Genomic DNA, 14699 nt, shown 5'->3' with positions numbered 1-14699 from the left:
CTCACGCATGGCTCTCACTTCCCTCCAGACGGAATGCCAGCACGATCACCGCGGCGAGGACACTCATCATGGCCGCCGGGATCCAGGTGATCAGTCCGCCGATCTGCTGGTCGAGCAGCGGATCGATCGGAAACGCACGACCGCAGACATCGTAGATTTCGAATAGATTCTGACCGCTGAAGGTGATGTAGGCACCAAGCGCGATCTGCGGTGGCATGACCAGCGCCAGTAAAAGAATCCGGCGGCCGGGGCTGAGCCGCGGTGTCGACCCCGGATCGCCACGCTCGAAGATCAACCACCAGAACAGCAGCCCATCGAGCATCATCGTCCAGTTCATGAACCAGTAGAGATCGACGCTCAGCATGGCATCGAAATGGATCTCGGGGGTCAGCCAGAAATAGATCAAACCGACGAATAGCGTCCCCGCGATGAATGGCTGCTGGAACCCGCGGTAGATCATCCTGAGCACCCGGAAGGCCGGTGCCACGCGCCCCTGCGGCAGACTCCGGATACGTGCCGGCATGGCAGTGGCCAGCACCGTCGCCGGCATCGCCAGGGCGATCAGGAAAGGCCCGAGGTGGTGCAGAACCAGGTGCTGCAGACGATGGGCGGAGAACAGGTACTGCGAGTAATAGTCGTAATGGGTCTGCGTGACCGCGTAGATCAGCGCCACGCCCGCGAAGTACGACAGCGCCGCCCAGAACCCCGGTTTCGCGCCCCGCATCATGCCGATGGCGTACAGACTGACCGCCAGCGCACAGGCAAGGAATACCGGTAGCGACGGCTCCCAGGGCTGCAGCCAGGTGACGAGCGTGTTCATGGTGAATGAAGATTAGCAACGCCCTGCAGCTTCGTACAGGCATCGCGAGTCAGGAGGATCGCCACCTGGCTGCTTTGATACAGTGCGTGGGCGCGGTGCATCTGCTCGAGCAAACGGGCGGCGGGCTCATCGCTGGGTGCAGCGATGGTCTCGACGAAAAAATCGCGATCTTCCACCAACGCCGGCCGACAGCGCTTGAACGCCCGAAAAGCCGTGCCCTTCGGCACATCACTCGCCCGGTCGAGCTCACGCAGCGTCCACACCGCAACGCCGCGGTGGATGAATGGCGGTTCCTGTGTCACAGGCCTTTCCCTCCCCTGCGTCGGGTGGCTTCTTTCATGCGTTGGCTCGCGTAGACTCGGTGCTTTAACACGATCGGCATTCATCAAAGGAGAATGCGATGGAATTCGTGCAGGATTATGCCTCTTTCCTGGCCCGCGTGCTCACCCTGCTGGTCGCCTTCGGGGTGCTGCTGGGCATGATCGGTGGTATGAGCAACCGGCGCCGCGGCCGTCAGCGCGAGGCGCTCGAGGTCGAACCGCTCAACCGCCGTTATGAGGCGATGAGCCGTCGCATCCAGCATGGCCTTGAGCGCAATCGCCCCAACCTTCTGGCGCGTCTGAAAGAGCGCCGCCGGAAAAAGCGCCAGCAGGAGGGCGAAGGGCGACTGCCGCGTCTTTTCGTGCTCGATTTCGATGGCGATATCCGCGCCACCGCCGTCGATTCCCTGCGCGAGGAGGTCAGCGCCATCATCGCCAGTGCCAAGCGCGATGATGAAGTCCTGGTACGACTCGAAAGCCCCGGGGGCATGGTCCCGGGCTATGGCCTCGCCGCCAGCCAGCTGGCGCGACTGCGTGAGGCGAACATCCGCCTCACCATCTCGGTCGACCGCGTCGCCGCCAGTGGTGGTTACCTGATGGCCTGTGTGGCGGATCGAATCGTTGCCGCTCCGTTCGCCGTGATCGGGTCCATCGGCGTCGTCGGGCAGCTGCCTAACTTCCATGGCCTGCTCAAGCGCCATGATATCGAGTTCGAGCTGCATACCGCCGGTGAATACAAACGCGATCTGACAGTGTTTGGCGAGAATACCGACGAGGGACGGGAGAAATTCCGCGAATCACTCCAGGAAGTCCACGATCTGTTCAAGCACCACATTGGTCGGTACCGCCCACGACTCGACCTCGAGCGGGTCGCGACCGGTGAACACTGGCTGGGTGAGCGCGCGCTTGAGCTGGGCCTTGTGGATGATCTCGGGACCAGCGATGACCTGCTTCTCGAGCGTCGCGAGCGCATGGAACTGATCAGTCTGAGCTGGCACCAGGCGCCGTCGTTCAGCCGCCGTCTATCCGTCGTTGCGGAGTCGCTGCTGGCCCGGCTCAGGAGCCCTTCTCAAGCCAGAATGTAAGCACGTCACCGTGCTGCTCCTCATGCAACAGGTGATGCTCGGTGGTGTCACACAAGGCACGGAAGTCGATCACGGCATGTGGGTCGGTCGCCTGCACCGCAACGCACTCACCGACCGACATGTCACGGAGGGCCTGCTTGGTTCGCAGGATGGGCAGTGGGCAGCTCAAGCCGCGTAGATCCAGTTCGCGGTGGGCATGGGGTTGTGACGTTGCGGCCATAGAGGCAGTCCGTTTTCGAACGTATACTGGATTTTACAACAGATGATCAGGATTCGGAGGGTGTCGTCATGAGCAATGAGCGGCCGAAAGAGACAGAGCACGACCCGAACGCATCGCCGGATGACGGGCAGGGTCACGATCCGCGGCCGGTCAGCGATGACCGTCTACGCGAGGAAATGAGCCGCGAGGAGGTTGAAGCGTTCCGGAAGGATGCGGATAAGGCGCATGCCAACTGGTTCTCGGTCATGAACAACCCCTACGGCAAGGACTGAACCAGGCAAGGAGTCAGACATGCCGGAACTCAAGGGCATCCCCGTTGTTGTGAGCGGCCAGAAGGTCGACAAGGATAATGGGATCCGTGCAATCAAGAACGGCGTCAAGGCGCAGCGTGACACCGCACCGGTCGGGCGCGGCGATAAACCGGACTGGCTGCGTGTCAAAGTCCCGACGGGCGAGACCTATCAGAAGGTCCGCAACACCGTCCGCGAACACAAACTGGCCACCGTCTGCGAGGAGTCCATGTGCCCTAATATGGGCGAGTGCTGGAGCGCCGGGACGGCGACCATCATGCTCATGGGCGATGTCTGCACGCGCGCCTGCAAGTTCTGCGCAGTGGATACCGGTAACCCCAAGGGCTGGCTCGACGACAACGAGCCCAACGGCGCAGCGACCACGGTCGAGCTCATGGGGCTGAAATACGTGGTGCTCACTTCGGTGGACCGCGATGACCTACCCGATGGCGGGGCGCAGCACTATGCGGACTGCATCCACGAGATCAAGCGCCGTAATCCGAACACCGCCGTCGAAGCCCTGACCCCGGACTTCAACGGTCGTCATGAGGCGATCGACACGGTGGTCGATACCGGGCTCGAGGTATTTGCGCAGAACGTCGAGACGGTGAAGCGCCTTACCCATCCGGTCCGTGATCCACGAGCCGGCTATCAGCAGACCCTGGACGTGCTCGAGTATGCCAAGCAGCGTCGCCCCGATGTGCTCACCAAGACCAGCCTGATGCTGGGTCTGGGCGAGACCGACGAAGAGATCATCGAGACCATGGACGATCTCCGCGCTATCGGTATCGACATCGTGACCTTCGGGCAGTATCTCCGCCCCACGGTCAATCACCTGCCGGTGGACCGCTACGTCACCCCCGAGCAGTTCGAGCGCTACCGCGAGATCGGGCTTGGTAAGGGCTTTCTCGAAGTGGTCTCGGGCCCGCTGGTGCGTTCGAGCTATCGCGCCGACCGCGTCCTCGAGAAAAACAACGTCGGCCTGGACAAGGCGGCCGGCGAGGGCTGACTGTCAAAACGCGTCGCCGGGGATCCCGGAATCCCCGGTTGAGGTGCCATTCCGCCATGCTATGGAGGGTTGCTCCGCCTTCCAACGAAAAGGTTATCCCGCCACCAATCCCCAGGCCACTGGCAGGTAGGCATCCACCAGCAGCACCGCGAACAGCGCCATCAGATAGACAATGCTGAAGCCGAACGACTTCATCGGTAGCGACCGATCATCCGGCCGCGCAAGCAACGCATAGCCAAACCAGAGATAGCGCGCACCCAGAATCAACGCACCGGCGAGATAGACCGGACCGCTCATACCCGTGGCGAAGGGCAGCAGTGTGACGCCCACCAGTAACACCGTGTAGAAAAGGATCTGCCAGCGGGTGAACCGGTCACCATGCGTCACCGGCAGCATCGGGATATCGACGCTCGCGTACTCTTCGCGGCGATGGATGGCCAGGGCCCAGAAATGCGGTGGTGTCCAGGTGAAAATGATCAGGAACAGCAGCAGCGCATGGGCGTCAATGCTGCCGGTCACGGCCACCCAGCCCAACACCGGTGGGGCGGCGCCGGCGGCGCCACCAATAACGATGTTCTGCGGCGTCGCCCGCTTGAGGAACAGCGTGTAGATGAACGCGTAGCCGATCAGTGAGCCGAAGGTCAGCCACGCCGTCAGCGGATTGACCAGGAAATACAGCAGGGAGAGACCCGTCACCCCGAGTACCCCCGCGAACAGACTGGCATGGCTGGTACGCAGCCCACCGGTGGGCAGTGGTCGTCCTTCGGTGCGCTTCATCCGCGCGTCGATTCGGCGGTCCACCAGATGGTTGATCGCAGCAGCGGAGCCCGCCGCCAGCGCGATGCCGATATTCCCCACGGTCAGCGCCATCCATGGGATCGCACCGGGGCTCGCCAACAGTTGGCCAACCACCGCTGTAAATACCATCAACGCGACGACGCCAGGCTTGGTCAGTTCGTAATAATCACGCCAGTGCTGCAGCGTATGCTGCATGAATGCAGCAACGCCGGAAGACGGATGGGTTGTGGCGTCGGGATATCGGCTCATGGTTGCGCAATGGGCTGCCGGACGTGGATGGCGGTTACAAGCACCAGCATCAGCAATGCTGCGCCCGCATTGTGCGCGACCGCGAGAGCCAGCGGCAAGTTGTAGAGCACGTTACCGATGCCGATCAGCACCTGAAGCACCAGCGCCCCGGCGACAGCCATCCCCAGGGTGCGCCCCAGGCCACCGGCCCGCCAGAGCCAGAAGGCGAGCCCCCCCAACACCAGGGTCACGACAATCGCTCCCACCCGGTGCACGAGATGGATCGCCATTCGTGCCGGATGGTCCAGCACACCAAACTCGTAGTTGACGCCAAGGCCCCGCCACAGCACGAAGCCCTCGGCGAAATCCGCTTCATCCGGCCAGTACTCCCCGAGACTACACGCCGGGAAGTCGTTGCAGGCAAGGGCGGCATAATTGGTACTGGTCCAGCCACCCAGGCTGATCTGACCGACCGCCACCAGCGTTCCGATCGCCAGGAATGCCCCCAGTCCAGAGACTCGAGACAGCCGGCCACCACCCCCAAGGTGGTTGCTGCGCAGGGTCACCCACCAGAGCAGGGACAGGGTGGCGAGTCCACCGAGCAGGTGCGCTGTCACCACCGCCGGCTTGAGCTGCCAGGTGACGGTCCATGCCCCCAGCAATCCCTGAAAGCAGACCAGAGCAATGAGTAGCAGCGGAACCCGCCAGGGCTGGCCGGGGCGATGGCGCTGGCGCCAGGCGAACACGCCCAGCCCGACAATCAGCAGCCCCAGTCCGCTCGCGAGATAGCGGTGGACCATTTCCCGCCAGCCCTTACCAACATTCACGGGCGTATCCGGGAAGGCCTCGTTTGCAGCGGCGATCGCTTCCTGCGTGTTCGGCACATCCCACTGACCATAGCAACCGGGCCAGTCCGGGCAGCCAAGCCCGGCGTCGGTGAGTCGGACCCACGCGCCAAGGACAACAACACAAAGGGCCATGGCCGTTGCAACCAGACTCAGGCGGAAAAACCAGGGGTGAGCGTTCATTCAGTCACGACCTCCTCAAGGGCTCGGCGCTCCGCCTCTTCTTTCGCCAGACTCAGCAGGCTTTCCAGATCGTCCAGCAGCCCCGAGGCATCCAGAGGCCGGGCATAGCGCATCACGTGGTACCCGCGATAGTCGACAATATGCGCGGCCATCGGTTCGCCCTCATGCGTGGCGAGACGATCGACCACCGCGGCCGGCGCCGATAGATTAAGGATACCGGGGACGGGGTCGAACACCGGTGTCTCTCGCGAGTCGGGCTGGAGGACCACGAGCTGTACGCGTTCGATATCCCGATCGAGGGCGATCTGCGCCCGGTTGAGTTGATCCACGCGGTCGCGACAGTCACTACCACAGTCGCCGCGCTGCGGAGCGATGATGAGCCAGTCACCGGCCAATGTCGGTGCCGCTTCACTCACCCCTTGCCACTGTTCGGGACTGAGCTGCTCGGCGGGCTGGACCAGATCACCATTATTGGTGAATGTACTGGGGCGCCAGTCACTGAACACCATAACCATCGCGCCGGCGGTCGGCAGAATAAATAGCGCCAACAGCGCAAACGGCTGCCAACGGCCCTTGAGTCGTTCGATCAAGCGGCATCTCCTTGTTGTCGCCGGCGCGTATTCACCACCAGCCAGATCAGCGTGAGCGCAGCGGCCAGCGAAAACCACTGCACCGCGTAACCTTCATGACGCGCCGGCCCGAAGCGCCATGCATCGCGATCACTCGAGCGCGCCACCGCGTCAGTCGCCAGCGACCCCTCCACCAGCAGGTAATCGCTGAGCGGATAGTCGAGCGTGGCGTTCATGTAGTCGAAGTCCATGTACTGCAAACGCCTTGGCCACCGATCTGTACCATCCGCGGCATCACCCAGACGCATGCCGACGGACGGTCCAGCGCTGATCCGACCGCTGATACGTGCCTGTGGATCAACCGGGGGCAACGCTGGGAGTTTCTGGCGACTGTCGGCGATCGGGACGAATCCACGGTCAACCAGTACCGCCGTATCCCGTTCCTCAAGCCTCAAAGGGGTCATCACACGGTAGCCAATCCGTCCGTCTTCCACCTGGTTATCGAGCAGGAACTGGTGATCGGTATCGAAACGCCCGACCGCTGTCGCCCGACGGTACTCGTCGCGGTCCAGCGTCGCCGACTGCTCATTGATGGAAATCACCGGCGCCTCCGTGGCGGCGGCCCGTTGCTCGAGGGTCGTCCGCTTCTGATCGGCACGATCCAACTGCCATTGGCCAAGCCCGATCAGGCCCACCAACAGGATCAGGTAGACAACCGTTGGCAGCACACTCGGCGCGAACACGAATCTGCCGAGCTGAATCCCGTGGCGAGCGCGGGTCAAGCCAGCCAGTGCCCCAATCTTGGTTTATACTGCGCGCAAAACGATCGGGGATGACTGATGGATCTCGCAATTCGACTCACTATACTGCTCACATTGTTCGTCATTGTCGCGAGCCTTGGATCGGGGCTGTTCTATCTCATCCGCGACCGGGGCGAATCGCGCCGCACCCTGAACGCCCTGACCGTTCGCATCACCCTGTCGATCATCCTGTTTGTGCTGATCGTTATTGGGTTTCTGACGGGCACCATCTCCCCGAATAGCAGCCCGCTATCCTGACCCCTCAGAGGATGTAGACGAAGATGTAGAGCCCCAGCCAGACCACGTCCACAAAATGCCAGTACCAGGCGGCACCCTCGAAGCCAAAGTGGGATTCCGGCTGGAAATGTCCCTTCATGCATCGCAGGGTGATGACCAGCAGCATGAGGGTCCCGATCACCACGTGCATGCCATGGAAGCCGGTGAGCATGAAGAACGTCGACCCATAAATCCCGGTGTCCATACGCAGGTTCAGATGGGCGTACGCCTCATAGTACTCGTAGCCCTGCAGGCCGATGAAAATCATGCCCAGCAGAACAGTCGCCCACATGAACCCGATCAGCTTCGCGCGATTACCCGCCTTGAGGGCGTGGTGCGCCACGGTCAGGGTCATACCGGAGGTCAGCAGAATCATCGTGTTGATGGTCGGCAGCGGCCAGGCCGACATCGGCTGCCATTCCATGCCCGCGTTCGCCGGGCCAGCCGTTGGCCAGTCCAGCGCCATGGAATCCCACAGCATGCGGCTCGTCGCGGCATCCTCGCCGGAGAGCCACGGCACTGACAGTGTACGGGCATAGAAAAGCGCCCCGAAGAACGCCGCAAAGAACATGATCTCGGAGAAGATGAACCAGATCATGCCCCAGCGCAGCGACCGGTCGACCTGGTCGCTGTAGAGCCCCTTCACACCTTCGGTCACGACATCACGGAACCAGCCGAACACGAACCAGGCGGTAATCAGCCCGCCAGCCCCCATGACCCAGGTGCTGACGGCCATTCCCTCCAGATACATAGCGATGCCGACGACCAGCGTCGTCACGCCAACGCTGCCGATGATCGGCCAATTGCTCTGGTGCGGGACGTAATACCCGCCTTCTGCTTGTGCCATATGCTGTGCTCCCTCTCCCCCGGTGTAATCGCTAGAAGCGATCGAGGAAAACCCCCAGATAAATGCCCAGCACGACCAGCACCAGCAGGACCACAGTCCAGCGGATCCTGCGCCGTGTGCGCCGGTCGACTTCGCGGTTGATCATCGGTTATCGAACGACCGGTGGCGTATCAAACGTATGATGCGGCGCCGGTGAAGGCACATCCCACTCAAGCCCGGAGGCCCCTTCCCAGGCCTTCGCTTCAGCCTGCTGGCCGCCACGGATGCACTTGATGAGTAGCCACACGAAGATCAGCTGCGCGAAGCCGAACCCGAATCCGCCGATACTCGAGACCATATTCCAGTCCGCGAACTGCACTGAATAGTCCGGGATACGACGCGGCATACCGGCCAGTCCCAGGAAGTGCTGCGGGAAGAAGAGCACATTCACAAAGATCACCGACATCCAGAAATGCCACTGGGCCAAGCGCTCGCTGTACATATGGCCGGTCCACTTGGGCATCCAGTAGTACGCGGCCGCAAGGATCGCGAACACGGCGCCGGTCACCAGGACGTAGTGGAAATGCGCCACCACGAAATAGGTGTCGTGGTACTGGAAGTCGGCCGGCGCGATCGCCAGCATCAGGCCGGAAAAGCCGCCGATGGTGAACAGGAACACGAACGCCAGCGCGAACAGCATCGGTGCCTCGAAGGTCATCGCGCCCCGCCACATGGTCGAGACCCAGTTGAAGACCTTCACGCCGGTGGGGACCGCGATCAGCATTGTGGAGTACATGAAAAAGAGCTCGCCGGCCAGCGGCATGCCCACCGTGAACATGTGATGCGCCCAGACGATGAACGACAGGAACGCGATGGAGGCGGTGGCGTACACCATCGAGCTGTAGCCGAACAGCGGCTTGCGGGCAAAGGTCGGAATGATCGTGGAGATGATCCCGAACGCCGGCAGAATCAGGATGTACACCTCGGGGTGCCCGAAGAACCAGAAGATATGCTGGTAGAGCACCGGGTCACCACCGCCAGCGGCGCTGAAGAACGTGGTGCCGAAATACTGATCGGTCAGCAGCATCGTGACTGCCCCGGCGAGCACCGGCATGACAGCGATCATCAGATAAGCGGTGATCAACCATGTCCAGACGAACAGCGGCATTTTCATCAGGCTCATACCCGGAGCGCGCATGTTCAGAATGGTGGCGATCACGTTGATCGACCCCATGATCGAGCTGATGCCGAGCACGTGGATCGCGAAGATGACGAACGGAAAGGCCGTACCGGTCTGCAGCATCAGTGGCGGGTACATGGTCCAGCCACCGGCGGGACCACCACCCGGCATGAACAGCGTCGACAGGAGTACGGCGAAGCCGAACGGCAGCAGCCAGAAGCTCCAGTTGTTCATACGCGGCAGCGCCATGTCGGGCGCCCCGACCATGAGCGGTATCATCCAGTTGGCGAGACCGGTGAACGCCGGCATGACCGCGCCGAAGATCATCACCAGCGCGTGCATGGTGGTCATCTGGTTGAAGAAATACGGATCGACGATCTGCAGACCGGGCTGGAACAGCTCAGCACGGATCACGAGAGCCATCGCACCGCCAAGGAGGAACATAGCAAGCGAGAACAGCAGGTACATCGAACCGATGTCCTTATGATTCGTCGTCACCAGCCAGCGCTTGAAGCCAGTCGGCTCCCCCTCGTGCGCCGCGTGATCATAGGTTGTTGCCGTCATCTCAACCGTCTCCCCTGTCTGATTCTCGTTACCGGGCGGCGAGCTCGCCATCGGTCTCCGGTGTCTCATCGCTATCGGCGGTCATACCCGTGCCGCCGGCCTGGCGGTTCGCGAGCCATTCGTCGAACTCTGCCTTGGGCAGTGCCTCGACCACGACGGGCATGAATCCGTGGTCACGGCCGCATAGCTCAGCGCAGCGACCGCGGTAAACGCCAGGCTCCTCGATTTCCGTCCACATCTCGTTGACATAGCCGGGAATCGCATCCTTTTTCCAGCCGAGATCCGGCATCCACCACGAGTGGATGACATCGGCACCCGTGATCTGGAAGCGCACGCGCGTGTCAACCGGCAGCACCAGCCGCTGGTCGACATTCTGGAGGTAGTTATCGACCGAGGCGGGCTGTATTCCCGAGTCCAGACGCCGGGCGCGATCACTGTCGGTGTCCAGGCGGCTCAGGAACTGTACGTCCTCACCCTTGTACTTATACCCCCAGAACCACTGATAACCGGTCACCTCGACCGTCATCTCCGAGTTGGTCGTATCGTCAAGGTCGATCAGCACCTGGGTGGCCGGCACCGCCATCGCCACCAGAATCACCAGCGGAATGACCGTCCAGACAATCTCCATCGTCGTGCTGTGATGGAACTTCGATGGTTCCACGCCCCGCGATTTACGATGCCGGAAGATGGAATAGAACATGGCACCAAACACACCGACGCCAATCACCACTGTGATGGTGAATATCGTCATGTGCAGGCCGTAGATGTCACGGCTTGATTCCGTGACGCCCTGCGTCATGTTGAGCAGGCTGAAATCCGCACTGGCGGGTGCGGCGATCAGCGCGGCGGCCATCGCCACCCATTGAGCGAGTCGGGTCATTGCTGTCATCCCGTTTTTTCTCCAGCGTTTGCAGCGATGCCTGAGGCCCAGGACGCCCTTGGCTCGTCGGAATCAATCGCCGCCACCGGGCGATCGTCTCCCCACCGGGCCATTGGCCCGATGCAGGCACGGAGCGCCCGGTCCAGACTGCGCCGCTCTTGCGCATCGAGGAATGCTCCGATGGTCAGCGTCTGCTCCCGCGAGCGCAGGACCAATCGAGTCTCGCCCCAATGCCGGTGGAGCTCGCGCAGCTGAACCTCGGTCCAGCTGCGGTCCATCTCCCAGCGCTGCTCGGCCCGGCCGCATCCTTTCTCGACCGTGACCATATTGTCCACGACGTAGATCACTTCTCGATCCAGGGAGCGGCGCGCCGATGTATAGAGCGCCCAGCCCAGTGCGGTCACCTCAAGACCGGCAAAGGGCAGCACCGGCCAGAAACCGAACCAGGTACAGACCAGGGCGACGCCCAGGCAGACCGAGCTGATGCCGATAAAAATCCACACCGTCTGCCGCCAGTTCACCTCGATATTGGGCGCCAGCACAAAGCGGCGTCCGCGATCTCCCTCGCTTTCGGTCCGAGTGGTCATCGGCCTCTCCGCTCAGTTTTAACTGATATACGTCAAGTTTAGTGAATTCCATGCGTCGAGGAAAGCAACAAAACCAAACAATCAACGTCATCGCTGTCGTCGCGGCACCGACAGTGTATCGAGCGGCATCCGCACCGCACCGTCATCGCCCGTTACCTGCATCTGGGCGTCTGTTCCCCAGGCATGCCCATAAGCCACCTCCCAGGTCGCCGGGATACGGCCCTCCGCATCAGCGCTCGCCTCGTAGGCCGACTCCATGGCCCGCCAGCGGCGTGGCGATGTCAGCCCGGACTGACGCGCCGTCAATGCATTGCGCAGGCCAAGCGCATCCAGGTCACGGACCAGCGAGCGGACATTGGCGTATGTAAGCGTGAAATGCTCCATATCCATGACTGGATCCGCCAGCCGTGCCTTGACCAGTGCATCGCCGATATCGTGCATATCGACGAAACCGTGGACATGCGGAGTGTCATCCACCGCCTGCCAGGCCGACCGCAGTTCATCGAGCGTATCCGGACCAAAGGTCGCGAACAGGAGCACACCATCCGGGCGAAGGACGCGCTGCAGCTCACGGGCCGTCGCTGACAGATCGGGGACGCGGTGCAGCGCCAGGCTTGAAAACACGAGATCGAAGCTGTCGTTGCGGAATGGCAGGTGATCCATCCCCGCGCACACGCCCGGGACACGTCGCCAGCGCCCGGCACGGCGGCGCGCCTGGGCGACCAGGGGCGCGGCAAGATCCATCGCGACATAGTCCGCCTTCGGATAGCGCTTACGCAGCGCCCCGGTGTTCAACCCGCTCGCACATCCCAGATCGAGCATCGAGGCAGGCTGGAGACGGATGTAGTCGAGCCGCTCCACCAGCCGGCGGCCGACCTCGCGATGCAGCACAGCAGCCTCGTCGAACCCCGGAGCGGCCTTCTCCAGGCGTCGACGGAGGACACGCGAATCAAGCTGGAGGGGATCATCGGATAGATCTGACATCCACTTATCGTGACATATTCGGCCATTCGTCGGCAGATCACCGTCGGCCACTGGTCTTGGTACGATCCAACCGCCAGCGTGGCGGTATGAAAGCGGCAATCACACGACGTGCGTCGACGCTGCCATGGCGTCAACCCGGCCGGCGATCGGCCTGTCTGCATAATCTGTTCAGCGGGCGCTGTTGGTTCTGCCACGCCCGCAGCCTCTGCTGCGGACTCTGCCCCGGCTGTCGCGAGGATCTGCCCTGGATCAGCGCGGCATGCCGGCGCTGCGGATTACCGTTGGCCTCCGGGGCGTCGGAGTGCACCGGATGCCTCGCCGATCCGCCGCCGTTCCACCGCGCCCGGGTGCTGTGGACCTACGGGGAGGGGGTTGATGAGCTCATCCGCAGCTTCAAACTACACGAGAACCTGGCCGCCGGGCGGCTGCTCACCGAGCTGGCCGCCGAGTCGCTCCGCGAGCGCCATGCCCCCTGCCATGGCCCACTGGTGCCCATGCCCCTGCATCCGGCGCGCTACCGCGCGCGCGGATTCAACCAGTCGGCACTGATCGCCCGCTGGCTGGGAGGCCCAATGAAGGCGTCGCTGATCCGTCGGCACCGCAACACCCCACCCCAACGGGGCCGGAGCGCGGCCGATCGTCGGGTCGCCCTGCACAATGCGTTTCAATTGCAACAACCACCACCCCGCGTCGTCACGCTGGTGGATGATGTCATCACCACCGGCGCAAGCCTCGCCGCGGTGGCCGACTGCCTGCGGCAGGGCGGCGTTGAGCGCATTGAGGTCATCGCCCTCGCCCGGGCCATCTAGCCCATGGTCAGATACGACCCGACGATGCCCGCAAAAACGACGCCGCCGTAGATGTTGTTATTGAGAAACGCACGGAAGCTGCCCTCGCGACTGCGGTCGCGGATCAACCACTGCTGGCGGACGAACAGGCTACTGGCAATCACCAGCGCGAGCATATAGGGCAGGCCCAGACCTGCACGCCAGCCGATAACAGCCAGCAACAGGGTGAGCAGCATCTGCAGCAGGGCGATCATCGCCCGGTCATGGACACCGAACAGGACAGCCGTGGATTTGATCCCCACCTTGAGGTCGTCGTCACGATCGACCATGGCGTATTCGGTATCATAGACCGTCGCCCACACCACCGATGCCGCGAACACCAGCCACGCGAGAATGGGCTCGGCACCGGTCTGCGCGGCGAAGGCCATGGGCGCTGCCCAGCCGAATGCCGCACCCAGATGGACCTGAGGAAGATGGGTATGGCGCTTCATGAACGGATAGGTCGCCGCGAGCAGGACACCGCCCAGCGACAGCAGGACCGTCAGTCGATTCATGAGCAGCACCAGCGCGAAGGCGATCAGGCACAGCACGGCAAAAAGGACCAGGGCCTCGCGCTCGGTCACCGCCCCCGTGGTCAAGGGTCGTGACTGTGTGCGCTTGACGTGCCGGTCGAAGTCGCGGTCCGCGTAATCATTGATCACGCAGCCGGCAGCGCGCATCACCAGGACGCCGAGCACAAAGACCACCAGCACATCGGGCTGTGGCACCCCCTCCGCCGCCAGCCACAGCGCCCAGAGTGTCGGCCAGAGCAGCAGGAAATTACCGATCGGCCGATTGAGGCGGGCCAGCCTTGCATACAGCGACAGCCGATGTCCCCAGTCAGTCAGGGATGGGGTCATGCGCGAGCTCCTCGATCAGGGGTTGCAGAAAGACCTCGGTGACCAGCAGTGGCCGGCCGGTGATCGCGAATACCGAGCGCCGCGCCCAGCAGGGAGCAGCCCCCTGCGCCAGCGCCCGGGCACCGAGCCTCGACGCCGGCGTGAGGGGCGCGACCTCAATCGCCCCGCGGACGACCGGATAGCGCCCGAACAGCAGCGCCCCCAGTGGTTGCCGACCCAGCGAGCGCAGACGCCGAAGCGGCCCCCGGAGACTGCTACGCGGGATGACGCTCCGCGCATAGACCAGCGGTTGGTCACCCCGACCGAGCCGGACCTCGCGAACCCATAGCCACTCTTCATCCCGGCAGCGCAGGCGTTGACGTTCATCAGGCCAGACCCGACCCCAGTACTCTGCCAGCACCTGGACACTGAATGCCTCACCGGCGAGACCGCGCAGTCGCCGGGTCAGTGAACCGGGCTCATCCAGCCAGTCACGCAACGCACCGGGACGCGGCCGGGCGCCGGGAACGCCCCGTGGGCGCCAGTGACGCAGTCCCGGCTCAGCCATG

General features: G+C 62.9%; 19 protein-coding genes. 5 read left to right on the top strand and 14 right to left on the bottom strand.

Annotated features, from left to right (window positions below):
* Position 1 precedes the first annotated feature (1 nt).
* Positions 2–820 carry a cytochrome c oxidase assembly protein gene (locus SPICUR_RS01625; RefSeq protein ID WP_023365386.1) on the bottom strand — a complete coding sequence of 273 codons (819 nt, stop codon included), beginning with the start codon at positions 818–820 and terminating at the stop codon, positions 2–4.
* Complete coding sequence (locus tag SPICUR_RS01620) at positions 817–1122, bottom strand: ORF6N domain-containing protein (protein ID WP_041381574.1); 306 nt, start codon at positions 1120–1122, stop codon at positions 817–819. Before SPICUR_RS01620 ends, SPICUR_RS01625 begins: the two co-directional genes overlap by 4 nt.
* A 98-nt stretch (positions 1123–1220) precedes the next feature.
* On the opposite strand from SPICUR_RS01620, the gene sohB reads away from it, so the two are divergent.
* Positions 1221–2225, top strand: coding sequence for a protease SohB (gene sohB, locus SPICUR_RS01615; protein ID WP_023365382.1), 1005 nt, complete (start codon positions 1221–1223; stop codon positions 2223–2225).
* Here sohB and SPICUR_RS01610 read toward each other — a convergent pair.
* The gene (locus SPICUR_RS01610; RefSeq protein WP_041381572.1) at positions 2197–2445 is read right to left on the bottom strand and encodes a sulfurtransferase TusA family protein; all 249 of its coding nucleotides are present in this window, start codon (positions 2443–2445) and stop codon (positions 2197–2199) included. The genes sohB and SPICUR_RS01610 overlap by 29 nt on opposite strands.
* A gap of 68 nt (positions 2446–2513) precedes the next feature.
* On the opposite strand from SPICUR_RS01610, the gene SPICUR_RS01605 reads away from it, so the two are divergent.
* Both SPICUR_RS01605 and lipA read left to right on the top strand, forming a co-directional pair.
* Positions 2514–2717 (top strand): hypothetical protein, encoded by a 204-nt coding sequence (locus SPICUR_RS01605; protein WP_023365378.1) that lies wholly within the window; start codon positions 2514–2516, stop codon positions 2715–2717.
* A 19-nt stretch (positions 2718–2736) separates the two neighbouring features.
* Positions 2737–3744, top strand: a complete 1008-nt coding sequence (gene lipA / locus SPICUR_RS01600; protein WP_023365376.1) for a lipoyl synthase — start codon at positions 2737–2739, stop codon at positions 3742–3744.
* Positions 3745–3837: 93 nt separating this feature from the next.
* Here the strand turns inward: lipA and cyoE are convergent, their stop codons facing one another.
* The 4 genes from cyoE to SPICUR_RS01580 are packed head-to-tail and all read right to left on the bottom strand — an operon-like array spanning position 3838 to position 7110.
* Complete coding sequence (gene cyoE / locus SPICUR_RS01595) at positions 3838–4737, bottom strand: heme o synthase (RefSeq protein ID WP_023365374.1); 900 nt, start codon at positions 4735–4737, stop codon at positions 3838–3840.
* 50 nt (positions 4738–4787) lie between these two features.
* On the bottom strand, positions 4788–5798 hold the full coding sequence (locus SPICUR_RS01590; protein WP_023365372.1) for a COX15/CtaA family protein: 1011 nt from the start codon (positions 5796–5798) through the stop codon (positions 4788–4790).
* Positions 5795–6388 carry a hypothetical protein gene (locus SPICUR_RS01585; RefSeq protein WP_023365370.1) on the bottom strand — a complete coding sequence of 198 codons (594 nt, stop codon included), beginning with the start codon at positions 6386–6388 and terminating at the stop codon, positions 5795–5797. Before SPICUR_RS01585 ends, SPICUR_RS01590 begins: the two co-directional genes overlap by 4 nt.
* A complete protein-coding gene (locus SPICUR_RS01580; protein ID WP_023365368.1) occupies positions 6385–7110 on the bottom strand; it encodes an SURF1 family protein in 726 nt (241 codons plus the stop codon). Before SPICUR_RS01580 ends, SPICUR_RS01585 begins: the two co-directional genes overlap by 4 nt.
* A gap of 96 nt (positions 7111–7206) precedes the next feature.
* Here SPICUR_RS01580 and SPICUR_RS01575 point away from each other — a divergent pair, with 96 nt between their 5' ends.
* Positions 7207–7425 (top strand): twin transmembrane helix small protein, encoded by a 219-nt coding sequence (locus tag SPICUR_RS01575; protein WP_023365366.1) that lies wholly within the window; start codon positions 7207–7209, stop codon positions 7423–7425.
* A 4-nt stretch (positions 7426–7429) separates the two neighbouring features.
* Here SPICUR_RS01575 and SPICUR_RS01570 read toward each other — a convergent pair whose 3' ends face one another.
* From SPICUR_RS01570 to bioC, 5 genes are all read right to left on the bottom strand, one after another.
* Positions 7430–8290 (bottom strand): cytochrome c oxidase subunit 3, encoded by an 861-nt coding sequence (locus SPICUR_RS01570; protein WP_041381570.1) that lies wholly within the window; start codon positions 8288–8290, stop codon positions 7430–7432.
* A 148-nt stretch (positions 8291–8438) separates the two neighbouring features.
* A complete protein-coding gene (gene ctaD / locus SPICUR_RS01565; protein WP_041381998.1) occupies positions 8439–10013 on the bottom strand; it encodes a cytochrome c oxidase subunit I in 1575 nt (524 codons plus the stop codon).
* A gap of 28 nt (positions 10014–10041) precedes the next feature.
* Positions 10042–10902, bottom strand: coding sequence for a cytochrome c oxidase subunit II (gene coxB / locus SPICUR_RS01560; protein ID WP_077176295.1), 861 nt, complete (start codon positions 10900–10902; stop codon positions 10042–10044).
* On the bottom strand, positions 10899–11480 hold the full coding sequence (locus tag SPICUR_RS01555; protein ID WP_023365356.1) for a DUF2244 domain-containing protein: 582 nt from the start codon (positions 11478–11480) through the stop codon (positions 10899–10901). The genes coxB and SPICUR_RS01555 overlap by 4 nt, the downstream gene beginning before the upstream one ends.
* An 87-nt stretch (positions 11481–11567) precedes the next feature.
* Positions 11568–12464 carry a malonyl-ACP O-methyltransferase BioC gene (bioC, locus tag SPICUR_RS01550; RefSeq protein ID WP_023365354.1) on the bottom strand — a complete coding sequence of 299 codons (897 nt, stop codon included), beginning with the start codon at positions 12462–12464 and terminating at the stop codon, positions 11568–11570.
* Positions 12465–12550: 86 nt separating this feature from the next.
* Here bioC and SPICUR_RS01545 point away from each other — a divergent pair, with 86 nt between their 5' ends.
* Positions 12551–13273: a ComF family protein gene (locus SPICUR_RS01545; protein WP_148291303.1), complete on the top strand. Its 723-nt coding sequence runs from the start codon at positions 12551–12553 to the stop codon at positions 13271–13273.
* Here the strand turns inward: SPICUR_RS01545 and ubiA are convergent.
* A complete protein-coding gene (gene ubiA / locus SPICUR_RS01540) occupies positions 13270–14151 on the bottom strand; it encodes a 4-hydroxybenzoate octaprenyltransferase (protein WP_023365350.1) in 882 nt (293 codons plus the stop codon). The two genes, SPICUR_RS01545 and ubiA, sit on opposite strands and share 4 nt — an antisense overlap.
* Entirely contained in the window at positions 14132–14698 is a 567-nt protein-coding gene (locus SPICUR_RS01535) for a chorismate--pyruvate lyase family protein (protein WP_023365348.1), read from the bottom strand. The genes ubiA and SPICUR_RS01535 overlap by 20 nt, the downstream gene beginning before the upstream one ends.
* Position 14699 lies beyond the last annotated feature (1 nt).

Origin of the sequence: Spiribacter curvatus, assembly GCF_000485905.1 — a bacterium.
Lineage (GTDB): Bacteria > Pseudomonadota > Gammaproteobacteria > Nitrococcales > Nitrococcaceae > Spiribacter > Spiribacter curvatus.
Note: the sequence above shows the minus strand (reverse complement) of the source record. Positions and strands in the feature narration are given on the sequence as shown.